Source organism: Lysobacter sp. Soil_N_23 (assembly GCF_057656135.1).
The window spans coordinates 44,677-66,774 of sequence record NZ_JBDGKY010000017.1 but is presented as its reverse complement, the minus strand read 5'-3'; the positions used below and the strand labels follow the sequence as shown (position 1 = coordinate 66,774).

The window sequence follows — 22,098 nt, the reverse complement described above, 5'->3', positions numbered from 1 at the left end:
CGGCTCATTGGCCAGTCGCCGACGGCCGGCTCCACGGAAGCCAGCGACGCCATGGTCCCGGACCGGCTCGCAAGAGCCGGACGACAGTGCATCGCTTCGCTGACGGACGGATTCGGAGGCAGATGCCGGGAAGGCGGACCTTCCCGGCAGATCGTCTGCCGTGCAATTGCTATCAGTACGCGGCCAGCACGTACTCGTCGGTGGAGGCCTTGGTATTGACCACCAGGACGTAGTAGTCGCCTGCGGCGGGATTGGTGAGCATCACCGCTTCGGTGGTTCCGGCCTTGTCCGACTTCAAGTCGAAGTCGCTGGTCGTCGGAGCCGAGCCGCGCTTGACGTACAGGGCGACGTCACTGTCCCTGGTGCCGCCGTAGGTGCGGATGTTGATGCTGGCCTTGCCTGCCGGCACGTTGCCGAGCACGAACAGGTTGCTGCTGCCCGCGGTCGTGCTGAAGACCGGATTCTTGCTGGCCGCGGTGATCTGGCGTGGCGAGCGGTTGCTCAGCGCCGTGGCCGGATCCGGCGCCACCACACCCTTGGCCATCAGCACGGCGGCATTGGCGTCGACAATGCCCACGCCCATCGGGAACGGTGGCGTCACCGACGTCGGGAAGCTGCGTGCGGTCTTGGTCAGCACTTGCCGGACCAGCGCGGGCGTCAGCGCGGGCTGGCCCGCGGCCACCGCCGTGCTCTGGATCAGCCCAGCCACGCCCGCGACGTGCGGGGACGCCATCGACGTACCGACCATGCCGGTGTAGACATCGCCGCCGTCGGCGCTGGCCACCGGCGTGGTGGTGCCGGTATTGCCGGTCGACCAGATGACATTGCTGGCATCCAGCGCATCGCCGCTGGCGGTGCCGCCACCGCCCGGAGCCGAGAGCGTCACGGAGAGGCCGTAGTTGGAATAGAACGCCCGCGACGCATCCACGCCGGTGGCGCCGACGGTGATCACGCCCGCGCACGAGGCCGGGGTCTTCGACGAGGCGTCGGCGTTGTTGTTGCCGGCAGCGACAACGACAGTGGAACCGCGTGAAAGCGCACCGTCGATGGCGATCTGCGTGACCGACGCGGCCGCGCAGGCGCCCGAACCGCCCAGGCTCAAGTTGAGCACTTCGGCGGGGTTGGTATTGTCGGTCACGCCCGGCACGCTGCCGCCCGACGCCCAGGTGATGGCATCGGCGATATCGGAGGTCAGGCCGCCGCAGTGGCCGAGCACGCGCACCGGCATCACCTTGGCCTTGTAGGCCACACCGGCCACGCCCTTGGCGTTGTTGGTCACCGCCGCGATGGTGCCGGCCACGTGCGTGCCATGCCACGAGCTGTCGGACGGCGGGCCGCCACACCAGCTCGACATCGAATCGTCCGTCCAGTCACCGGTGTCGTGCGCGTCGGCGTCGCGGCCGTCGCCGTCGCCGGCCACGTTCGGGTTCTGCGCGTCCTGGCCGTAGGCGCTGATGAAGTCGTAGCCCGGCACGATGTTGGCGCCCAGGTCGCCGTGATCGACGTACCCGGTATCGAGCACCGCCACCACCACGCCCTCGCCGTTCGGCGTCGCCACCGGGTTGCCGCCGTTGGTGATCGCCGCGCCCCAGGCCTTGGGCAGGTTGATGCCGCCAGGGCTGTTCGCCGGTGCGCCCGGTGCGACTGCGCCGGAGACGTTGCGGTAGTGCCACTGCAGGTTGGCGTAGTGCGGGTCGTCCGGATTGAGGTCTACTGCCTGCATCAGCAAGTCCGGCTCGGCGTAGGCAACTGCCGGATCGCTGCGCAACTGCGCGAGCAGTACGTTGGCCTCGGCTGCGTCGAGCTTGCGCGACAGCTGGATCACATCGGCGCCGATGCCCATCTTGCGCACGTACCGCGAGGTCAGCGCGGGGGTCACGCCATTGGCGCCAACCTTGCCCGTGACACCGGCGCGCTGGGCGGCGGCGTTCATCGCGCTCACCACTGTCGCCTGGCTGCGCGCTGCGGCGTCGCCGGCCTTGTAACGGACGATGAAGCGGTCGAACCGGGTCTGCTGCTCGCGAAGAGCAAGCGGCCTGATCCCCGCGGTTCCGTTGGAACCGGCGCTGGCATCGCCAGGAGCCAGGGCGGACATGGCCGTGACGACGGCGACCGCCAGTGCACTGGCGCCCAGGATGTGCGTGCGCTTGCTCATTTTGTTTCCCCTCGAATGACTGAAAAGTGGGCGACGGGTGCCGCGCCTGCGCCTGGTGCAGATCCCGGCTTCCGTCGCTGTTGTGGCGCGGCAGTGATGACGGGATCGCCCCCGGCGCATGCCTGCTGGGTCACACCGTAGAGGGGAGAATTGCCTGCTGTCATTCACACTCGTTTCACATCGCACTCACCGAAGATTCACATGTCGTGACAGTTTCACGGCATCATGCCGGCGACGAGTTCGCAGCCCTCGAAACATGAACGCCAACGCGACATCGCGCACATTTCGAGGAGCCTGACGTGAACTCTTGGGACCGGCTGCTGCACTGGCTGCGTGATCTGCCGATCAGCGACCCCGTCGATCGGCGCAACGCACCCGCCATGCAGGTGCTGTTCCTGTTCATGGGCATAGGCACGCCTGCGCTGTGGGGTTACCACATCGCCTTTGCCGGCATGCCGCGTGGCGGTTTGCTATCGCTGGTCACGTCGCTGACGCTCGCCGCGACGCAACTGTTCGCCATCGTCATGATCCGTCGTGGCCTCTTCAGACCGGCGATCAGGCTTTACTTGACCACCACGCTGATCGGAATGCTGGTCGATTATCTGCACGCCGGCTTCGGGGTAATGGCAACGCAGCAGATCGATTCCCTGATGACGCTGGTCATCAGCGGTCTCGTGCTGGGACGGTCGTCCCTGTGGTTGATCTTCGTCGTGCTGCAGTTGATCACGGCGGTCGGATTCACGGTCGACCTTCTGAAAGCAGACGAAGTCGACGCATCCCTTGCCAACCTGCTGTCGGCGATCTTCAGCCAACTGATCGTCGCCCTGATTCTCGACCGCACCGTCAATGCGCTGCGCGAAACCCTGGCGGAGTCGGAGCAGCGCGGCCTCGACCTGCAGCGCGAGATGGAGGCGCGTGAGCGCGCGCAATCCCAGCTCATCCATGCGCAGAAGCTGGAAGCCGCTGGCCGCCTCGCCAGCGGCATCGCACACGACTTCGGCAACATCCTCAACCTGATCAGCGGTTACGCCTCGCAGCGCGATCGGATCCTTGACATGAAGCAAGGCGACGAGCAGCAGGCTGCCTTCGACAAGACGCTCAGCGGCATCGGTTCGGCTGCGGAACGAGGGACGGAAATTACTCGAAAACTCCTGTCGTTCAGTCGACACGACGTGGCGCGCCCGCAGGTTTTCAACGCAGTCGAGGCCGTCATCGGCATGCAGGCGATGCTGCGGCAGTTGTTTCCACACGCCATCACCCTGGAGCTGCCCAGGGATGAAGCTCCGCTGCTCGTGCGTTTCGACCGAAGCGAGTTCGAATTGATGATCATCAACATCGCGGCCAACGCGCGCGACGCGATGCCTAACGGCGGGACCTTTCGGATCGAGTTGAGCAGAAATCCCGCAGGCACAACCGAGATCGTCCTCGCCGATACCGGACACGGCATGGACGAAATAGTGCGGCGGCAGATCTTCGAGCCGTTCTTCAGCACCAAAGTCGGCGGGACCGGACTGGGGTTGGCCGTGATCCGCGACGTGGTCCTCGCCGAGGGCGGCGACATCACGGTCGAGAGCACGCCAGAGCAAGGAAGCACGTACCGGATCACGCTGCCCGGCGTCGACGATGGCACCCAGGAGAACTAGCCAGGACGGCGCGCCCTCAACCGGTCTTGGCCACATCCTCCAGCACGTAACCCTTGCCGTGCACCGAAGTCAACGGGAACGACTCTCCACACCGGCTCTGCACCTTTCTGCGCAAACGATGGATCACCATCTCGATGCGATGGGGATCGAAGTCGAGCACGTTGTCCGCAAAGGCGGACACCAGCTGATCGCGCGTCACCAGCTGTCCAAGCGCCGATGCCAGGTGCGCCACGACCCTTTGCTCGGCGTTGGTCAGGGGAATCGAACACCCCATCGGCGACACCATGCACCAGTCATTGAGGTCGAATTGCCAGCGTCTGGTGACCTTGAGCGGCGCAAGTCCTTTCAGTCTCCGCAACAGGCTGCGGATGGTGGCCGCCAGCAACTCGACGTGCGCCGGCTTTACCAGGTAGGCGTCCGCGCCCTGGCTCAGGCCGCGGACCTGGTCGGAGGTTCCTCCATGACCGGTCAACATGATGATCCCGATGTCGGGAAGCATCGCGCGGATCGCCTGGGCAACGCTGAACCCGTCCGCATCCGGCAATCCCACGTCGAGCACGACGACATCGAAGGCCTGTGCGCGGAGCGTCTCGTACAGCTCTGCCGCCGTCTGCACGCCTGCGACGACGAATCCATAGTCGGCCAGACCTGGCAACAGCACGTCCTGCAGCAGCGACGTGTCGTCTTCGAGCAACACGATTCTCGATGGGATGTGCTGTGGGGCGACCATGGCGGCAGGGGAAGAACGGGTGGCAACCAACGAGGGCCAGGACCGGACCCAAGTGCACGACTGTAGCCGGGTCGGGCGCTACTTCCAAATGATGCGTCGGCATGGCCCGGATAGGCGCTGCACTCGTCAGGGGCTCAGTCGCAAGCTGTCGGGTTTCGAGGCGCGTACGCCAGCACGTTCTGTCAGATCGAGCCGTTCCTTCCAGGGATCGGACTTGGCGGTGACGCTTCCGTCTGCACCGAAATCCAGCAGCAGTTCGTCGGCCGCACGATACGTGGGCCAAGTCGGCAGACCCTCGCCGTTGGGATCGCCGCTGCGGGCAAAGTTTGCCCAATAGTCCGCCATGGCATTGGCCACGCGGTCGTCGTCTGGAGTGACGATGTCGCCGTGGAAAGCGCCAAGCCGATCCAGAGCGAAGGCAACGTCCGTTGCGTGCTGTGCGCCGTATGGAGACTGCGCTCGCTTGCCTTGCAGAACATAGGAGAATCGATACAGGTACGCCGGCACTCCAACCGCCCGCTCCGAGCGGGCGAGGAATCGCGCAGGCTCAACCATGAGGCGGTCTCCACCTACGGCAATGTTGATCGCCTGCATGTCGCCCTTTCCGTCCGGGTCGTATGCCCGGCGTGCAGCATCGGCATCCGGGCCAAAGGCGGTAAAGGCCTCCTCCGGTGTCCTGGCAGTATTGAGCCCCAAGTCCCAGGTAGTCGCGCCGACGATCATCGGTATGCGCTGTTGCCGGCCCGCGGCATAGGCCGCCTGTGGCGTTTCCACGAGGAGGCGCCCCTCGATGACGGGCCCGGCGTAAAGGGCTCGGTCGCGCTGCAGTATCGACAACATGTTCAGGCCGTCGGTGACCTGCTCGGCGCTGAGCGAACGCAGGTCCGAAAGAGCCTTCCGGCCCTCGCCGGCGATGTTCCACTTCCTGGCGAACGCGAGCCCAAGTGTGGTCGCGGAGGCCGCGTCCGGCAGATCCTTGGCCAGGTACCGTTCGCGCGGCAGATTGCGTCCGGCACCGGACTGGACAATGGCACGTTCGAACAAGCCCTTCGCTTCCGGTGACGTCATCAGCATGTTGATCGACATGCCGCCCGCCGACTCCCCGATCACGGTGACGTTGGCGGGATCGCCACCGAAGTCCGCGATGTTGCTGCGGACCCATTTCAGTGCAGCGATCTGGTCCATCATTCCGTAGTTGCCCTTGGCCTCTTCCGGATGCTCGGCATTCAACGCAGGAAAGCCGAAGGAGCCGAAGCGGCCAAGGCGATAGTTGAAGCTGACGAACACCAGCCCTCGTTCGGCCATGCTCTCGCCGGTGGAGTCCAACGAGGACGACCCGCCGTTGACGAAGCCACCACCGTGGATCCAAACCATCACCGGCAACTTCCGCGCCGACGTGTCCGGCCGCCAGAGATTCAGGTAGAGGCAATCCTCGGATATCGGGTGTCTCCCGCCCGGCGGTGGCGGTCCGAGCGGGGCCTGCATGCAGTCCGGCGAAAGCCGGCTTGCATCGCGCACACCTTTCCAGGGTTGCAGCGGCTGCGGCGCGCGCCAGCGCAGTTCACCGAGCGGCGGCTTCACATAGGGGATGCCCTTGAAGGAAAGCACGCCACCCTCGTCCGCTCCCTGGACGGTCCCACCTGCGGTGGCGATGCGGGCGGAGGTGAGCGCAGACGCTTGCGCGACTGGCGGGACGAGCGATACCGCCATCGCGGTGGCGATGATCAACGAACGCAGTGCCATGGAGCGCTCCGTTTCAGGGCCAAGGAGAACGTAAGGGACAGAACTATTTCGGAAGTACGGCAGTAGCGCTCAGATCGCGGACCCCGGCAGCCCGGCCGACATAGACGCTGAACCGGCCACCCGATCGCACCCAGGCACTGGCCTGTTTGTCATAGGACGCCAGCAGGCGCGGATCGGCGGAGATGGTCACTTCGCGCGACTCGCCCGGCTTCAGTTCCACACGCGACCACCCGACCAGGCGATGGGTGCGCCCCGGTGGAGCGACGTACAACTGCGCGACCTCGGTTCCCGAACGCTTACCGGTATTGGTCAACGTGAACGTGGCGCGCAGTTCGCCACCGTCGTTGCGTACGCGCAACTTCCGGTAGGCAAAGGTGGTGTAGGTCAGGCCGTGGCCGAACGGGAACAGCGGCTTGGCAGCGGTGCGCTCGAACCAGCGATAACCGACGTCACTGCCTTCATCGAAGCGGACCTGGAACGGTGGCACCGGCTTGCCCAGGCCGAACGGCGTGCGACGCTCGGGATCGAACCCGGGAACCGACTGGCGCGGCAGTTGTTCGACGCTGGCCGGGAAGGTCATCGGGAGGCGCCCGGAAGGCTCGGCTTCGCCGGTCAGGATCCTGGCGATGGCCTCACCGCCGCGTTGCCCCGGGTACCAGGCCTGCAGCACCGCACCGACCTGGCCCAGCCACGGCATCGACAACGGATTGCCGGTTTCCAGCACCACGACCGTGCGCGGATTGGCGGACGCCACGTTCGCGATCAGCGCGTCCTGCGCGTGCGGCAGCAACAGATCGGGCGCATCCAGACCCTCCTCCTCCGGCCGCGTCGCGAACACCACGGCGACGTCGGCCTGCCGCGCCAGTTCGGCGGCGCGGGTCGGGTCGGAGCCGTCGTCGAAGCGGATGTCGATACCGGGCCTGGATGCCTGCAACGCCTTCAGCGGCGATGACAGACCGTATACAGGCGACAGGATCGCCGCGATTCCTTCGCGTCCGCGCGTATCGAGGAAGTGCCCGCCATAGGGCATGACCTGCGACGACCCGCCACCGGACAGCACACCCCGGTCGGCGAAACCGCCGATGATCGCGAGCGTGCGCACCGAACCTGCTAGCGGCAACACGCCGTCATTCTTCAGCAGCACCATGCCCGACAGCGCGATCCGTTCGGCGATCGCGGCGTGGGCGCTCCGGTCGATCGACCCGCCGGGAGTGGCCGGGACATCGGCGGCGCCCACGGCGATCAGGCTGCGTGCGATACGACGGGCGGCATCGTCGATGCGTTCGGCCGGAATCTCGCCCTTCTCGACCGCGGCCTTCAAGCCGGCGAAGCGGGCCTCGTCCTGCGGCGATTCCTGGTCCAGGCCCGCATCGATCGAAGGCTTGAGCGCGTGCACCGCGCCCCAGTCCGACATCACCCAGCCCGGAAAGCGCCACTCGCCCTTGAGTACCCGGTTGAGCAGGAAGTCGTTCTCGCAAGCGTAGGTGCCATTGATCCGGTTGTACGCGCACATGACCGCACCGGGCTGACCGCGTTCAACCGCGATCTGGAACGCCAGCAGATCGGACTCGCGCAATGCCGATTCGTCGATCACGGCATCGTGGACGAACCGGCCGGTCTCCTGGCTGTTGAGTGCGTAGTGCTTGACCGTGGAAACGACATGCCGGCTCTGGATGCCCGCCACCTGCTCGCCGATGATCGTGCCCGACAGCAGCGGATCCTCGCCGGCGTACTCGAAGTTGCGGCCATTGCGGGGCTCACGCGTCAGGTTCACGCCACCGGCCAACTGCACGTTGAAGCCCTTGGCATGGGCCTCGGCACCGAGCATCTGGCCTGCCTCGCGTGCGAGTCCGGGATCGAAGGTCGCCGCCAGCGCAAGACTGGCGGGCAGCGACGTCGCCTCGTCCCCCCTGCGCAGGAAACCGCCCAGGTTGGCCACGCCGAGGCTGGCATCGGACATCTGCAGTGCGGGCCAGCCGACCCTGGGCAGGCCGGCGACGAAGCCAGCCGACCCCAGCGCACCTTGCGGCGTGTGTTTGCGCATCGCCTCCGGAACGCTCGGCGGCAGCGGCACGCCGAGGGACAGCAGGCCAAAACCGGCCTGGGTTCGCAACAGGGAAATCTTCTCGTCGAGCGTCAACGCGTCGACCAGCAGACGGGCCCGCTCGTCAACGGACCGGGCAGGATCTTGCCAGTCGTGGCGCGCCGACACCGCCTGGGGCGCCTGTCGATCCTGTGCCGCGACCTGGGTAGCCGATACCGTCGCCGCAATCACGGCGGCGATTGCGATCTTCATTGGAACGTGCATTTGGTCAGTCCTGACGCTTGCGCTTGATTCGCGCCCCGGAGACGGGCGCCCCCTTTCTGTCGCCATCCTCGACGCTGGCGACGAGCAGGTCGCGCAGCAGATCAACGGACTTTTCAATCTCTTTCGGCTTGTCCGAGAGCAGGCGCGCAACAGAAAGGCCGCGGACGGCCCACACCAGCAGCCGTGTCTTCTCCGGCGACGCCGCACCGGTTCTGTTCAGGAGCTCGGCAGCGCGCTTGAACGAGTCCCGTTCGATCTGGGCTTGCAGGGGCCTCAATTTTTCTGTCAGCGTGGCATCGCTGCGTGCGCCCTGCATGATCTCCAGCACCGCCACGCCTGCCGGGCGGCACAGGATGTCCCAGACCAGTCGGGGGAACGCGTGGAGGCGTTCGCGCGGATCCGAGATCGGCTCCAGAGCCTCGCGATAGAGGCGAATTTCATCCTCATACACCGACTGCACGACGTACAACATCAGCTCCACCTTGGTCGGAAACTGATGCAGCATCGCTCCCCGGCTGACGCCTGCCTTTTCGGCCACCACCGTCGTCGTCGTGGCGGCGTACCCGTCCGCGTACAGCGAATCGATTGCCGCGCGCAGCAGCCTGGCGCGAGTGGCCGCGCTGCGCGACTCCTGGGTGCGTCGAGGGGCCTTCCTGGATGTGGTCACCGTGCTCTGAGTCCTTTGGGCAATCCGGCCCGCACAATCCGGCCGAGGTGATGGGCGCTGGGTTTTGGCGTGCGCTCGAAGGTAGTGCGATCGACTGCAACCAGGCCGAACTTTGGCCGGAAGCCGGCGAACCATTCCCAATTGTCGAGCAGCGACCAATGAATGTAACCGCGCACGTCGATCCCGTCGCGGAGGCAGCTGAAAACGCCGTCGACCGCCTGGTCGATGAACGCCACGCGCCGGGCGTCGTCCTCCGTGGCCACGCCGTTCTCGGTGACGTAGATCGGCTTGGAAGTATGTCGGGACACGGTGCGGATCGCCTGCTCCAGGGCCTCGGGCGCGAAGGGGTATTCCATCTGGGTCTGCTCGACGCCGGCTGGCGTGGGCAGGTCGGAATCGGTGTCGACGAGACTGTAGGTGTAGTTCTGGACCCCCACGAAGTCGCCCTCCGCTTGCAGCCACGGCAGCAGCACCTGGGCCCGCTTGCGCTCGATGCCGTCGATGACACCGGGGTGCGCCGGGCGGTCGTCATTCAGGGCCAGGGTGATGCCGACCGGGAAGCGGCCCGCGGATATCTGCTTGATCGCCGCATAGGCCCGATCGTGCGCCTCGATCATGATCGGTTGCTTGATCCGGGAGTCGCCCAGCAGTGGCGGCATCCAGTTCGGCGCTCCCATGTTGGCACCCACCGCCGCGCAGGCAGCGTCGATGTACGGCCGCAGCTGCCTGATCGACGGTGTCCAGCTCACCAGCATGCCCAGGTTGGGTTCGTTGAAGGTTGCCGCCAGACCCATGAGCTCGCCCAGTTCGCGGGTGACCAGACTGCAGTAGCGGACAAAAGGTTCGATCCCGTCGCGCGTCTGGAATCCGCCGGCCGCCGCGAACCACCGCGGCGCCGTGAAGTGGCTGTAGGTGACGAACGGGACCATGCCATGGCGGTGAATGGTCTCCAGCACCCGACGGTAGTAGTCCAGCGCCGCTCGCGATACCTGGCCCGGTTCGGGTTCGATGCGCGACCATTCGATCGAAAATCGATGCGTGTTGAAGCCCAGCGAAGCCGCCAGGGCGATGTCCGATTCGACGCGATGGTACGTGTCGGCGGCATCGCCCGATGGCTCCTTGAACAAGCTCGGCCTGGTGTTCTCCATCACCCACAGATCGCTGGCGTAGTTGCCGCCCTCGATCTGATGGGCCGCACCCGCCGTCCCCCAGAGGAAAGCTCCGGGGGCCGGCGGCTTGCGCTGTGGCGGGGCCGCCCCGGCGCTGCCGGGGAGGCTGCCGCCGACAACTCCGGCCACCATTCCCTTGGCCATCAGGGCAAGGGCGGACCTGCGATCGAATGTGGTGCTCATTGCGGTATTCCTTCAGCGTTTCTAGTGCAGTTTGTCCAGATCGGCCTGAAGCGCCCTCAGTCGATCCTCCGTCAGCGCACCCTGGCTGTACGGCAGGAGTGCCTCCAGGGACATGGACTTGAACGAGTCGTACGCCGGATGCTCGAAGATCGTCGGAAGGTGCCTCACGACGGCCGCGCGTGCATCGGCGTCGGCTGCCAGTGCCTCCAGCGGGGTCGAGGCCACGGAGAATCCCGGCGCCGATACGGACACCGCCTTGGTCGCAGCAGCGGTAGCGCTCGACACGCTCGGCGTACTCGCGCAGCCGACGACCGCTGCTGCCATCGCCACGGTCGCGATGCATGAAAAGAAAAGTTTCATCGGATCAATCTCCTGTGATGATCAGACCGCTCAGAACTTCAGACTGAGATTGACGCCCACCGTGCGGAAGGCATCCGGACTCATGATCCGGAAGTAGCCACCCGGATTGAGTGTGGGACCGGAGGCATAGGGCGCGTAGAAGTGTTCGTCCAGCAAGTTGCGCGCGTACAACCCGACCCGCCAACGCCCGTCCTGTCGTCCAACCCCGACGCTCGCGTTCAACAGGCCATAGGCGTCGACGACCGCATTGGGGTCAGCCACCACAGCCTGCGCCTCGCTGCGCCAGGCCCAGTTCGCGCCGGCGTCGAACATCAGTCCGTTGGCGAACGGATGCTGGTAGGAACCGCGCACGATGTAGGTCCACTCCGGAGCATTGGGCAGACTTTCGCCGGCGAAGTTGGCTACCTGCAGACCGGTGACCGGATCGACGTAGCAACCTTCGCCAACGACCGGCGACTGTGGCTGTCCCGCGTAGCAGGTGCTGCGGAAATCCTTGAACTGCGCATCGTTGTAGGTCGCAGCCAGGGACAGGTCGAAGTTCTCGGTGACGCGCAGGGAAGACTCCAGCTCCACGCCGCGCACGCGCATCAATCCGGCATTCGAGAGAGCGAACGCCGGCGGCGTAGCGCTCAGGTCCAGTGTCTGTGCCTGGAAGTCCTTGAAATCGGACGAATACAGCGTGGCATTGAGCGTCACACGGCCATCCAGCAAGGTCGAACGCGCACCAAGTTCGTAGCTGTCGACCGTCTCCGACCTCACCTCGTGCGGCGTACCGGTGGTGCCGTCGACGGCAGGACCCTTGTAACCGCGCGCATAGGTCGCGTACAGCATCAGGTTCTCGGTGGGGTCGTACTGCAGGCCGATGCGGCCCGATAGGTTCTCCTCCTCGAACTTCCCGTCGTAAGGCGGCAGGATGCCGATCGGAACCGCCGGGAAGGGCAACGGGGTCACCCGCAGCGAGCCCCATACCTTGTCCCTGGTGTAGCGAACGCCGGCAATCAGCTTCAGCGAATCGGTCAACCCATAGGTGCCCTGGCCGAAGGCCGCGAGGCTGCGGTTGTCGCCAGCCTGGTCCCGGCGCCCGCCGCCGAGCACTACCGGCACGCCGAAGAGGCCGTAGAGATTGCCGACCTGGGCCGCCCAGCCGTTGACATCGGTCCGGTAGTAATAGGCACCCGCCACATACTCGAACCGCTCGCCGGACGGCGACGTCAGGCGCACTTCCTGGGTGAACTGGCTGCTGTCCACGCCGCCGTCACTGTTGTTGAAGATGTCGATCGGCGCGGCATCGATGTCGGCCAACTGGGTTACTTCAAGCTTGCGATAGGCGCTGATGGAGGTGAGGGTGTGGTCGCCCATCAGCACATCCATCTGCAGCGACGCGGCGTCGACCTGGGTTTCCGCGGTCCAGTCGCCGTCCTGGAAGCTCTTGTAGACGCCATGCCCGGGCTTCTCGTCGAAGCGGGCGAACTGCGAGCTGTACAGCGGCGACGTGCTGAGGGTTTCGATGGTGTGCGCGTCGCGCGCGAAGCCCTCCTGGTGCTCTGCGGAGAACAGCAGCGACAGATTGTCGGTCGCCCACCACAGGAGCTTGGCGCGCGCGCCCTTGTTCTCGCGATCTCCCACGTTGCCTTCATCGCGGGCCACGTAGGGAATGGCACCGTCCTGGCTTTGGTAGAAGGCCGAAACCCGCAGCGCCGCGCTCTCGCCCATCCCCAGGTTGACCGAGCCGCGCGCAATCTGCTCGTCGCGCTCGCCATAGGACAGGCTCAGATCGCCCGCGTTCTCGCCGATTTTCGGCTGCTTGGTCACGATCTGGATGACACCGGCCGAAGAGTTCTTGCCGAACAGCGTCCCCTGGGGTCCGCGCAGCACTTCGACCCGTTCGATGTCGCTGAAACCAGTCGCTCCAGGGTCCCGCGACAGGCCGATCACGACTCCGTCGACCACCAGGCCGACGGTCTGCTCCACGCCGCTATCGAATGTCTGGGTACCCACGCCGCGAATCTGGTAGCCGCCGCCGTTGGACACCGGATTGGTTGCCGAGAAGGTGACGTTCGGCGCCAGGTACTGGATGTCGGTGGCTTCGCGGAAAGCGGATTTGTCGATCGTCTTGCCGGACACTGCGGTGACCGCGACGGGCACGTCCTGAAGGAGCTGTTCGCGTCGCGTCGCAGTGACGACGATGGCATCGAGCCTGGTTGGATCGTCCTTCTTCTCCGCGGGCTGAGCCGCCAATGGTTCCTGGGCATTGACCGTGCTGGCTGCCATGGCGGCCAGGCTGGCACCGATCACCGAGGCCAGTACTGCCTTTCTCGTGGATCTCAAGCTTGAGTTGCGCATTGCTTCCCCCTCCCGTGTCTTTTCGCACCATGGAATCCGGCGCGGGATCGCCGCGGTGACGGATGCCTGGAGCCCCCTTGTTCTCGCTTCGCCTCGTCGCCTCCGATCCCATCGGGTCGGAATTCCGCCGGGACGCCGCTGCTTTATTTGCAGTCAAGCATGACTGTTAGTTGCAGTCAACAATGCTTGCAAATATTTTTATTGCGACATGCGTTCATTCAAAAACATCCTTCAAAAGCGCATCGCCTCGCTCCCAGGGGCAAGTGGAACGCGCGCTCTTGGAACATCGGCTATCGGCGCAGCGATGTGGCGAGCGTGTGCATCGCCGCACAACCGTCGCGAACTGCAGGAGTTGGACCGTCCGAACCCATGTATCCGGGCGCCCCGGTCCCGTACTTCTATTCGCGCATGTCCTCCAACTCCATCCCCTTGGTTTCGCGCACCGCCATCAGCACGAACACCAGCGACAGCGACGCAAACAGCGCGTACAGGCCGTAGGCGAACGCCAGGCCGATCTCGGCGAGCGACGGGAAGCTGCTGGTGATGACGAAGTTGGCTATCCACTGTGCCGAGGCAGCGACCGCCAGTGCCATTGCGCGTATGCGATTGGGGAACATCTCGCCCAACAGCACCCATACCATCGGCCCCCAGCTGAGACCGAAGAAGACCACGTAGGCGTTGGCCGCGATCAGCGCGATATGGCTCCAAGGCGCGGGCAGCGCCAGTTCGGTGCCGCTACCGCTGGCGCGCGAGAAGCACCAGGCCATCAGTGCCAAAGCCACCGCCATGCCGGCCGAACCAACCGCCAGCAACGGTTTGCGCCCGACCTTGTCGACCAACGCGATCGCCAGCAGTGTCACCAGCACGTTCACCACCGAGGTGGCGACGGTGATCGTGAAAGAGTCAGCCTCGCTGAAGCCAACCGAACGCCACAGCGTCGAGGAGTAGTAGAAGATGACATTGATCCCGACGAACTGCTGGAGCACCGACAGCACGATGCCGATCCACACCACCGGAAGCAGGCCGACACGCGGATCGCGCAGATCGCTGAGCGCCGGCCGGACTTCATTGCGGAGACTGTCACGGATATCGGCGACCTTCCGCTCCAGCGCACCCTCGCTGCGCATTCCCAGCACCTGGCGCAGTACCTCCTTGGCTTCCACCAGGCGCGCTTTGGCCACCAGGTAGCGCGGCGACTCCGGTACGGCCAGCACCAAGGCCCCATAGACCAGCGCTGGCATCAGCGCAACCAGGAACATCCAGCGCCACGCTTCGAGACCGAGCCACAGTGGCTTGGCCGCGCCACCTGCCAGACCGGCCAGCCAGGCGTCGCTGAGCAGGGCCGTGAAAATGCCGAGCACGATCGCCAGCTGCTGCAACGACCCAAGCCGGCCGCGCACGTGCGCCGGCGACACTTCGGCGATGTAGGTCGGTGCGATGACCGAGGCTACGCCGACACCGATGCCGCCGACCACGCGCCACAGCATCAGATCCCAGATCCCGAGCACCAGTCCTGAACCCACCGCACTGACCGCCAGCACCATCGCCGCCACCTGCATCGTCCGCACGCGACCAAAGCGGTCGGCCAGCGAGCCGGCGTACCAGGCGCCCAGCGCCGAACCAAGCAGCGCACAGGACACCGCGAAACCGGTCTGCGTCGCGCTCAGGCCGAAGCCGCTGCGAACGGCGTCCACCGCGCCATTGATCACCGCGGTGTCGAATCCGAACAGAAAGCCCCCCAACGCCGCTGCCGCCGATACCAGCACCACGCGTGCGGTAGCACGCTGTTCCACCGTCACATCCGCACACGCCTGCAGTTCGTTCACTCGTTCCATGCCCTTCCCCGATGCGTTGCAGCCGGCCTCAGAACCATTCGTCCCGCATGGCGAACGCGCTGTCGTCCGCGCGCGTCACCAGCTTCGCGTGATGCGCCACGACCGGCAGTTCGACCGCGAAGAACCAGCGGCAGCTCTGCAGCTTCCCCTGATAGAACGCGACGTCGTGCGCGGCCGCCGCCGGCAGTGCGCGCCGCGCCGCCACTGCCTGCCACAGCCACATCCACGCGACGCAGACATGGCCGAGCGCCGTCAGGTAGTGGTGCGCGTTGGACAGGGCCAGGCGGGCCTCTCCTGCACCCATCCGCGCGCCGGCGGCCCAGGTCGCGGCTGCCACCTGTGCGGATGCATCGCGCAGGTCCGCCGCCAGGGCCGCCAGTTCCGCATCGCTGTCTGCCTCGGTGCAGGTCGCTTCGATCCGCGCCGCCAGCAGCCAGAACGTTTCACCGTTCCCCTCCAGCGCCTTGCGGCCCAGCAGATCCAGCGCCTGGATGCCGTTGGTGCCTTCGTGGATGGCGTTGATGCGGTTGTCGCGGTAGCACTGCTCCACCGGATACTCGCGGGTGTAGCCGTAGCCCCCCAGGATCTGCATGGCCAGCTCGTTCGCCTTCAGGCACCACTCCGACGGCCACGCCTTGACGATCGGCGTCAGCAAGCCCAGCAGAGCGGTGCTCTCGCGCTGGATCTGCGGATCGGGATCGTGTGAGCGGTCCACCAGCAGCGCCGCGTACAGGCCAAGCAGGTGTGCACCCTCTACGTAGGCGCGCTGCGCCAACAGCATGCGACGCACATCTGCATGCTCGATGATCGGCAACGCAGGCGCATCCGGATTCCGCTGGTCCGGGTGTCGACCCTGGCGGCGCTCGCGCGCGTATTCCAACGAGTACAGGTAGCCGGCGAAGCCCAACTGGATCGCGCTCATCCCGACACCGATGCGCGCCTCGTTCATCATGTGGAACATGCAGGCCAGGCCGTGGTTCGGCGAACCGACCAGTTCGGCATGGCAATCGCCGCCCTCGCCGAACTTCAGGAAGGTGTTGATGCAGCCACGCTGGCCCATCTTGTGGTTGAGGCCGGCGAGCACGACATCGTTGCGCTCGGTGCGGTTGCCATCGGCATCGACTCGCCAGCGGGGCACGATGAACAGGCTGATCCCACGCACGCCCTGCGGCGCCCCCTCGATCCGTGCCAGGACCAGATGGATGATGTTCTCGCCCATCTCGTGATCGCCTGCGGTGATCCACATCTTGGCGCCGCTGAGCCGGTAGCTGCCGTCCGCCTGCGGGTAAGCGGTGGTCTTGATGTCCGCCAGCGACGAGCCGGCCTGAGGCTCGGACAGGCACATCGTGCCGAAGTAGCGACCTTCCAGGATCGGCATCATGTAGCGACGCTTCTGCGCCTCGCTGGCGTGGGCCGCCAACAGGTTGGCGACCCCACGTGAAAGCGCCGGATAGGTGCAGAAGGACGCATTGGCGCAGGCGAACATGCCGTCGGCCGCTGCGGCGACCACGAACGGCAACTGCATGCCGCCTTCGCCACTGTCGGCCAATGCAGCGACGAAGCCGGCATCGATCATCGCCTGCACGCCTGCGCCGATCTCCGGAATCATCTCCACTCTGCCGTCGATCAGATGCGGCTCGGCGAGGTCGGCCGCACGGTTGTGCGGGTGGAACGACTCCACCGCGACCTGGTGCGCCAACTCGATGGCTGCATCGAAGGTCTCCCTCCCGTGCTCGGCAAAGCGCGGATAGCGGCATACATCCGCGACTTCGAGCAGTTCGTACAGCGCGAAGTCCAGATGGCGGCGATCGGCGATGGGCGTCTTGTGCATGGTTCGCTTCCGTGAATATGAGTCGTTTATCCAATATGACTCATGTTGAGTCAAGTGTCTCGAACGACTAAACTCCGGCACATGCCTGGCCCCATCGCCGAAACCCGCCTGTCGCGCTCCCTGCGGCAACGCCCCACCCCCCGCGTAACGCCGCAGGACGCTTTCCGCGCAGCCCAGCGCAAATGGCTGGCTGGTGAACGGGTGGACATCGGCGCCCTGGCAACGGAACTGGGCATCGGCCGGGCCACGCTCTTTCGCTGGGTGGGCAGCCGCGAGCTGTTGCTTGGAGAGATCCTCTGGTCGTTGTGTTCCCAGGCAATCGACCAGGCCGATGCCGGGCTGCGAAGCCGAGGACCGCGTCGGGTGGCCGACGTCTGCTCGCGACTGGTGGCGGCGATCCTCGATTTCTCCCCGCTGCGCCGCTTCATGGCGCAGGACCCCGACTATGCGTTGCGACTCCTCACTTCACAGGCCAGCCCGCTGCAGGCGCGCGTGGTCACCGCCATGCGCGGGCTGTTGGAGCGGGAAGTCCAGCGCGGCGCACTGCAGGTACCCCTGCCGCTGGACACGATGGCGTTCCTGGTGATCCGGGTGACCGAATCCTTCGTCTACGCCGATGCCATCAGCGGCCGTGTAGTGGACACTGCCGATGTGGGCGTCGCGGTCGAGTTGCTCCTGTCGGGCCGCATCTCCCGCCGCACCGGGCCGAGGGCCGGTACGGGCCGGCGATCCTGCTGAAGTCGAAAAACCCCTCCTGGCATCCCGCCATCTGCGACATGGCGTCGATGGGGGTTGCAATCTCGGGTATTGACGGTGAAACCCCCCAGGGGGTTAGTATTGATTTTGGAGATGGCATTCCTCCGGCCCTGACAAAGGGCAAACCGCCGCCTCGGCTGATGATGCCTGCCCTACCCGGAATATCCGGGTGCGCGCAGGTGTCGCCGATTTCCTGACGACTTCCTCACGTGCGCTCGGCTCCGTTCACAGGAGCGCCGTATGAATGTCGTTGCTGGTCTTGTCATCTTTGCCGGTGCTGGCCTTGGCGCCCTGCTGCGCTGGGTATTGGGGTATTTCCTCAATCCGGCGCTCCCGAGCCTGCCACTCGGAACGCTCGCCGCCAACCTCGTTGGCGGGTTGCTGATGGGCGTTTGTCTCAGTGTCTTCGCTCAATACGAGAGCCTTCCGCCTGAGCTACGCCTGGCGCTGACGACCGGGTTCCTCGGTGGTCTGACGACCTTCTCCACCTTTTCCGGCGAGTCGATCACGTTGCTACTACGCGGTGAGTACCGCTGGGCATGCGCTCACATCGTGGCGCACCTGGCGGGTTCACTGCTGGCGACGCTGGCCGGCGTGTTCCTCGTCCGATCGCTCATGAAGTCCCTGGGAGTGCTGACATGAAAGGCGTTCACCTTCGCTTCTACACGTACGAGAACCGCAAGTTCCACGGATACATGGTGTACGAGTGGTTGCTCGATCGCGCCAAGAAGCTTGGCATCCACGGTGGGTCGGCATTCAAGGCCATGGCAGGGTTCGGGCGCCACGGAAGACTGCATGAGCAGCGCTTCTTCGAACTGGCCGGCGAGGAACCGGTGCTGGTCGAGTTCCTCGTCAGCGACGAGGAAGCCAAGCTCCTGCTGGACGTGCTTGACGAGGAAGGGTTGCACCTGTTCTACGCCAAGTTGCCCGCGGAATACGGGGAAGTGGGTTCGGTCTCGTAGGGCCAGTGCTCCTGGCCATCAGACGGATCAGCCAGCGGTCGCCTTGGCAGCCTCGTCAATCAGCGCAGCAACGTCAGATGCGCGCGAAGCAAGCGACGCGTGGCTGGCATCGAGAACGACGACCTTGCGTGCGTTCATGCGAGCGGACATCTGCTTCTGGTTCTCGGGGGCGATCATCCGATCCTCGCTGGAGAGCTGGTACCAGCTCGGCTTGTGCTTCCAGGCAGGGTCGGTAACGGTGTCACCGAAAGTGCTCGCCAGTGGTGCCTTCTGGGTGACCGCCATGACGAAACCCTCGTCGACGGACAGATCCTGGCAGAAGCTCTCGTGGAACTTGTCCGCCTTGAGCCACAGATAGCCATCACTGTCGGGCGCCAGGTTCGGCGCGGCCGCCGGAAGGTGCTGCTGGGTGATGCCCCCGGGGCTTTCGCCAGCATCGGGGGCGAACGCTGCAATGAAGACGAGTGCGGCCACATTGGCCTGATTGCCGGCCTCACTGATGACAGCGCCACCATAGGAGTGGCCGACCAGAACGACCGGGCCGCTGATCTGCGCGACCATCCTGCGCGTTCTTTCAGCGTCATCGGCCAGCGATGTCAGCGGATTCTCCACCGCGTGGATGTCGCCGTAGCCAAGCTTCTTCAGCTCGAGGATGACCTTGGCCCAGTGGGCTGCGCCACCCCAGAAACCATGCACTAGTACGACAGCTGGTTTGGCCATGACGTCTGCTCCAGTGACCGGTCGGGCCACTATCGCCCGCAGGCGTGAATCGGGAGTGACGGGAAAATGGCGGCCAGGAAAAGGCCCGCGCGAGCGGACCGTAGCCGTATTCGGACCGCGAACGCTACGCGGCGCGCGTGCTGCGGGAAACGATGTCGAGCGCGACCGCTTCGGCTGTGCGGATGCCGTCGACGCCGGCCGACAGGATGCCGCCCGCGTAGCCAGCGCCTTCGCCTGCCGGAAAGAGGCCGCGCGTGTTCAGGCTGTGGCCGTCGTCGCCACGCGTGATCCGCACCGGCGAGGACGTGCGGGTTTCCACGCCGGTCAGTACCGCGTCGTGCATCGCAAAACCGCGGATCTGCTTCTCGAACGCCGGCAGCGCCTCGCGGATCGCCTCGATTGCGTACTCGGGCAGCGATGGCGCCAGATCGCCCAGGCGCACTCCGGGCTTGTACGAGGGCAGCACCGTGCCGAACGCGCTCGACGCCTGACCCTTCAGGAAATCGCCCACCAGCTGCCCCGGCGCTTCGTACTCTCCGCCGCCGAGCTCGAACGCCCGCGCTTCCCAGTGCCGCTGCAACTCGATGCCGGCGAGTGGGCCCTCGCCATAGCGCGCGTAATCCTCTGGCGTGATGCCACAGACGATCGCCGCATTCGCGTTGCGCTCATTGCGCGAGTACTGGCTCATGCCATTGGTGACCACGCGCCCGGGCTCGCTGGCCGCAGCGACCACGGTGCCGCCCGGGCACATGCAGAAGCTGTACACCGAGCGGCCGTTGCGGCAATGGTGCACGAGCTTGTAGTCGGCCGCGCCGAGCAGCGGATGCCCGGCCTGCGCGCCGAAGCGGGCGGAATCGATGAGCGATTGTGGATGTTCGATGCGGAATCCGATCGAAAACGGTTTGGCTTCGACGAAGACGCCGCGCGCATGCACCATCGCGAACGTGTCGCGTGCGCTGTGGCCCAGCGCCAGCACTACGTGATCGGCGCGCAGTTGCTCGCCGCCTTGCAGCGTCACACCGCGCACGTGGCGCGTACCGTCGCGGTCGGTCTCGACCAGCAGATCGTCGACGCGCTGGCTGAAGCGGATTTCGCCGCCCAGCGATTCGATCGTCGCGCGCATCTCCTCCACCATGGACACAAGGCGGAACGTGCCGATGTGCGGCTTGCTGACGTAGGCGATCTCCTCCGGCGCGCCAGCCCTGACGAACTCGTCGATGACCTTGCGCCCATAGTGCTTGGGGTCGCTGATCTGGCTCCACAGCTTGCCGTCGGAGAACGTGCCCGCCCCGCCTTCGCCGAACTGCACGTTGGATTCGGGATTCAGCACCTTCTTGCGCCACAGGCCCCAGGTGTCCTTGGTGCGCTCGCGCACGGCCTTGCCGCGCTCGAGGACGATCGGCCGGAACCCCATCTGCGCGAGCACGAGGGCCGCGAACAGACCGCACGGTCCCATGCCGATGACGAGCGGGCGCAGCGGAAGGTTCTCCGACGCGCGCGCCACGAACTTGTAGCTCGTGTCCGGCGTGCGCATCACCTTGCTTCTGTCGCCGGCGCGCGCGACCTGCGCGACTTCGGCGTCCAGCTGCAACCGCCGAAGGATGTCGGCTTCGCGCGGGGTGTCCACGTCGACCGAATAGATCAGCACGATCGCGCCGCGCCGGCGCGCGTCATAGCTGCGCTTGGCGACGGTGTAGCCGGCCAGCTCGTCGGCGGTGATGCCCAGCCGCGCCAGAATCGCTTCGCGCAGCGCGGGCTCGGAGTGGTCCAGCGGCAGGTTGAGGTCGGTCAGTCTAAGCATGCGGTGCATCCGAGGAAGCAAAAGGGGCTCCGAAAGGAGCCCCTGCGGCAATCCGGGCCACTCGTTGAGTCAGCTCACCCGCACTTGCTGTACCCGCAGTTCAAGCACGTCGCACAGCCGTCCATGATCACGACTGCCTTGGTATTGCACTTGTGGCACATCGTCGCGCTAGGCGGGAAGCTGGCGCCTTCGCCGGTCACTTCGACGTCCTCGCTGCGCGGGGTGTCGCTGATGCGCGGCTCGGGGAACAGTTCGCCGTGGCTTACGTCAGAGTTTTTTTTTGACAGCTGGTTGTAGGCGGCGCGCTTCTCGGCGATCAGGGCGCGCTGGGCGTCGCTCATCTCCGGGTCGTGCATCAGGCCGATCGACTTGAGGTGGTCCTCGACGATGCTGCCCAGCTCGGCCACCAGCGACGGCATGTAGACGCCGCCGGCCTTGAAATAGCCGCCCTTCGGGTCGAACACGGCCTTCATCTCGTCGACCAGGAAGGTCACGTCGCCGCCCTTGCGGAACACGGCCGACATGATGCGCGTCAGCGCGACGATCCACTGGAAGTGGTCCATGTTCTTCGAGTTGATGAAGATCTCGAAGGGACGGCGCAGCTCATGCTCGGTGCCGGCGTTGAGGACGATGTCGTTGATCGTCACGTACAGCGCGTGCTCGAACAGGGGCGATTTGATCTTGTAGGTGGAGCCGATCAGGATCTCGGGGCGCTCGATGCGCTCGTGCATCTGGATGACGTCGGCCGTCGGCAGCGACTCGACCGCGGCGACGGGCGCGGGACGCGCAGCCTCTTTCGCCTTGTCTTCCGGGGTGACGACGCTGTAGCCCTTGATTTTCTTGTTGATCTTGACGGCCATGAACCCGCTCCTGGTGCGGTAATGCTGATCTA

The 22,098-nt window shown here is 65.5% G+C and carries 17 protein-coding genes and 1 riboswitch; of the genes, 4 read left to right on the top strand and 13 right to left on the bottom strand.

The features are described from left to right. Nucleotides 1-172: 172 nt before the first annotated feature. Nucleotides 173-2,155 (bottom strand): S8 family peptidase, encoded by a 1,983-nt coding sequence (locus AC3A3X_RS13280; RefSeq protein ID WP_487583500.1) that lies wholly within the window; start codon nucleotides 2,153-2,155, stop codon nucleotides 173-175. A gap of 299 nt (nucleotides 2,156-2,454) precedes the next feature. Here AC3A3X_RS13280 and AC3A3X_RS13275 point away from each other — a divergent pair, with 299 nt between their 5' ends. Then, nucleotides 2,455-3,798, top strand: coding sequence for a sensor histidine kinase (locus AC3A3X_RS13275; RefSeq protein ID WP_487583499.1), 1,344 nt, complete (start codon nucleotides 2,455-2,457; stop codon nucleotides 3,796-3,798). Nucleotides 3,799-3,814: 16 nt separating this feature from the next. Here the strand turns inward: AC3A3X_RS13275 and AC3A3X_RS13270 are convergent, their stop codons facing one another. From AC3A3X_RS13270 to AC3A3X_RS13230, 9 genes are all read right to left on the bottom strand, one after another. Continuing rightward, on the bottom strand, nucleotides 3,815-4,528 hold the full coding sequence (locus AC3A3X_RS13270) for a response regulator transcription factor (RefSeq protein WP_487583498.1): 714 nt from the start codon (nucleotides 4,526-4,528) through the stop codon (nucleotides 3,815-3,817). Between the two features lie 126 nt (nucleotides 4,529-4,654). Next, on the bottom strand, nucleotides 4,655-6,271 hold the full coding sequence (locus AC3A3X_RS13265; RefSeq protein WP_487583497.1) for a carboxylesterase/lipase family protein: 1,617 nt from the start codon (nucleotides 6,269-6,271) through the stop codon (nucleotides 4,655-4,657). A 43-nt stretch (nucleotides 6,272-6,314) separates the two neighbouring features. Then, nucleotides 6,315-8,567, bottom strand: coding sequence for a beta-glucosidase (locus AC3A3X_RS13260; RefSeq protein WP_487583496.1), 2,253 nt, complete (start codon nucleotides 8,565-8,567; stop codon nucleotides 6,315-6,317). A 16-nt stretch (nucleotides 8,568-8,583) separates the two neighbouring features. Next, nucleotides 8,584-9,246 carry a TetR/AcrR family transcriptional regulator gene (locus tag AC3A3X_RS13255; protein ID WP_487583495.1) on the bottom strand — a complete coding sequence of 221 codons (663 nt, stop codon included), beginning with the start codon at nucleotides 9,244-9,246 and terminating at the stop codon, nucleotides 8,584-8,586. Then, nucleotides 9,243-10,598 carry a glycoside hydrolase family 1 protein gene (locus AC3A3X_RS13250; protein ID WP_487583494.1) on the bottom strand — a complete coding sequence of 452 codons (1,356 nt, stop codon included), beginning with the start codon at nucleotides 10,596-10,598 and terminating at the stop codon, nucleotides 9,243-9,245. Before AC3A3X_RS13250 ends, AC3A3X_RS13255 begins: the two co-directional genes overlap by 4 nt. A 21-nt stretch (nucleotides 10,599-10,619) precedes the next feature. Continuing rightward, on the bottom strand, nucleotides 10,620-10,958 hold the full coding sequence (locus AC3A3X_RS13245) for a hypothetical protein (protein ID WP_487583493.1): 339 nt from the start codon (nucleotides 10,956-10,958) through the stop codon (nucleotides 10,620-10,622). 30 nt (nucleotides 10,959-10,988) lie between these two features. Further along, entirely contained in the window at nucleotides 10,989-13,286 is a 2,298-nt protein-coding gene (locus AC3A3X_RS13240; RefSeq protein WP_487583492.1) for a TonB-dependent receptor, read from the bottom strand. A 413-nt stretch (nucleotides 13,287-13,699) separates the two neighbouring features. Then, nucleotides 13,700-15,136 carry a sugar porter family MFS transporter gene (locus AC3A3X_RS13235; protein ID WP_487583491.1) on the bottom strand — a complete coding sequence of 479 codons (1,437 nt, stop codon included), beginning with the start codon at nucleotides 15,134-15,136 and terminating at the stop codon, nucleotides 13,700-13,702. Between the two features lie 28 nt (nucleotides 15,137-15,164). After that, a complete protein-coding gene (locus tag AC3A3X_RS13230; protein ID WP_487583490.1) occupies nucleotides 15,165-16,967 on the bottom strand; it encodes an acyl-CoA dehydrogenase in 1,803 nt (600 codons plus the stop codon). An 81-nt stretch (nucleotides 16,968-17,048) separates the two neighbouring features. On the opposite strand from AC3A3X_RS13230, the gene AC3A3X_RS13225 reads away from it, so the two are divergent. The 3 genes from AC3A3X_RS13225 (at nucleotide 17,049) to AC3A3X_RS13215 (ending at nucleotide 18,685) form a co-directional block, all read left to right on the top strand. Continuing rightward, a complete protein-coding gene (locus AC3A3X_RS13225; RefSeq protein WP_487583489.1) occupies nucleotides 17,049-17,705 on the top strand; it encodes a QsdR family transcriptional regulator in 657 nt (218 codons plus the stop codon). A gap of 98 nt (nucleotides 17,706-17,803) precedes the next feature. Continuing rightward, nucleotides 17,804-17,880, top strand: a riboswitch (Fluoride riboswitch). Nucleotides 17,881-17,963: 83 nt separating this feature from the next. Beyond that, nucleotides 17,964-18,365 carry a fluoride efflux transporter CrcB gene (crcB, locus tag AC3A3X_RS13220; RefSeq protein WP_487583488.1) on the top strand — a complete coding sequence of 134 codons (402 nt, stop codon included), beginning with the start codon at nucleotides 17,964-17,966 and terminating at the stop codon, nucleotides 18,363-18,365. After that, nucleotides 18,362-18,685, top strand: a complete 324-nt coding sequence (locus AC3A3X_RS13215; RefSeq protein ID WP_487583487.1) for a DUF190 domain-containing protein — start codon at nucleotides 18,362-18,364, stop codon at nucleotides 18,683-18,685. The genes crcB and AC3A3X_RS13215 overlap by 4 nt, the downstream gene beginning before the upstream one ends. A gap of 27 nt (nucleotides 18,686-18,712) precedes the next feature. On the opposite strand, the gene AC3A3X_RS13210 is transcribed toward AC3A3X_RS13215, so the two are convergent. From AC3A3X_RS13210 to AC3A3X_RS13200, 3 genes are all read right to left on the bottom strand, one after another. Next, nucleotides 18,713-19,405 (bottom strand): alpha/beta hydrolase, encoded by a 693-nt coding sequence (locus tag AC3A3X_RS13210; RefSeq protein WP_487583486.1) that lies wholly within the window; start codon nucleotides 19,403-19,405, stop codon nucleotides 18,713-18,715. Nucleotides 19,406-19,529: 124 nt separating this feature from the next. Further along, nucleotides 19,530-21,206, bottom strand: coding sequence for an NAD(P)/FAD-dependent oxidoreductase (locus tag AC3A3X_RS13205; RefSeq protein WP_487583485.1), 1,677 nt, complete (start codon nucleotides 21,204-21,206; stop codon nucleotides 19,530-19,532). A gap of 74 nt (nucleotides 21,207-21,280) precedes the next feature. Further along, nucleotides 21,281-22,066, bottom strand: a complete 786-nt coding sequence (locus tag AC3A3X_RS13200) for a TSCPD domain-containing protein (RefSeq protein WP_487583484.1) — start codon at nucleotides 22,064-22,066, stop codon at nucleotides 21,281-21,283. Between the last annotated feature and the right edge of the window lie 32 nt (nucleotides 22,067-22,098).

What these genes read in the sequence shown, in the direction of transcription:
- AC3A3X_RS13260 (WP_487583496.1), bottom strand. Translation starts at nt 8,567, where the DNA reads ATGAAGATCGCAATCGCCGCCGTGATTGCGGCGACGGTATCGGCTACC.
- crcB (WP_487583488.1), top strand. Translation starts at nt 17,964, where the DNA reads ATGAATGTCGTTGCTGGTCTTGTCATCTTTGCCGGTGCTGGCCTTGGC.
- AC3A3X_RS13225 (WP_487583489.1), top strand. Translation starts at nt 17,049, where the DNA reads ATGCCTGGCCCCATCGCCGAAACCCGCCTGTCGCGCTCCCTGCGGCAA.
- AC3A3X_RS13245 (WP_487583493.1), bottom strand. Translation starts at nt 10,958, where the DNA reads ATGAAACTTTTCTTTTCATGCATCGCGACCGTGGCGATGGCAGCAGCG.
- AC3A3X_RS13280 (WP_487583500.1), bottom strand. Translation starts at nt 2,155, where the DNA reads ATGAGCAAGCGCACGCACATCCTGGGCGCCAGTGCACTGGCGGTCGCC.
- AC3A3X_RS13210 (WP_487583486.1), bottom strand. Translation starts at nt 19,405, where the DNA reads ATGGCCAAACCAGCTGTCGTACTAGTGCATGGTTTCTGGGGTGGCGCA.
- AC3A3X_RS13205 (WP_487583485.1), bottom strand. Translation starts at nt 21,206, where the DNA reads ATGCTTAGACTGACCGACCTCAACCTGCCGCTGGACCACTCCGAGCCC.
- AC3A3X_RS13265 (WP_487583497.1), bottom strand. Translation starts at nt 6,271, where the DNA reads ATGGCACTGCGTTCGTTGATCATCGCCACCGCGATGGCGGTATCGCTC.
- AC3A3X_RS13200 (WP_487583484.1), bottom strand. Translation starts at nt 22,066, where the DNA reads ATGGCCGTCAAGATCAACAAGAAAATCAAGGGCTACAGCGTCGTCACC.
- AC3A3X_RS13230 (WP_487583490.1), bottom strand. Translation starts at nt 16,967, where the DNA reads ATGCACAAGACGCCCATCGCCGATCGCCGCCATCTGGACTTCGCGCTG.
- AC3A3X_RS13235 (WP_487583491.1), bottom strand. Translation starts at nt 15,136, where the DNA reads ATGGAACGAGTGAACGAACTGCAGGCGTGTGCGGATGTGACGGTGGAA.
- AC3A3X_RS13250 (WP_487583494.1), bottom strand. Translation starts at nt 10,598, where the DNA reads ATGAGCACCACATTCGATCGCAGGTCCGCCCTTGCCCTGATGGCCAAG.
- AC3A3X_RS13270 (WP_487583498.1), bottom strand. Translation starts at nt 4,528, where the DNA reads ATGGTCGCCCCACAGCACATCCCATCGAGAATCGTGTTGCTCGAAGAC.
- AC3A3X_RS13215 (WP_487583487.1), top strand. Translation starts at nt 18,362, where the DNA reads ATGAAAGGCGTTCACCTTCGCTTCTACACGTACGAGAACCGCAAGTTC.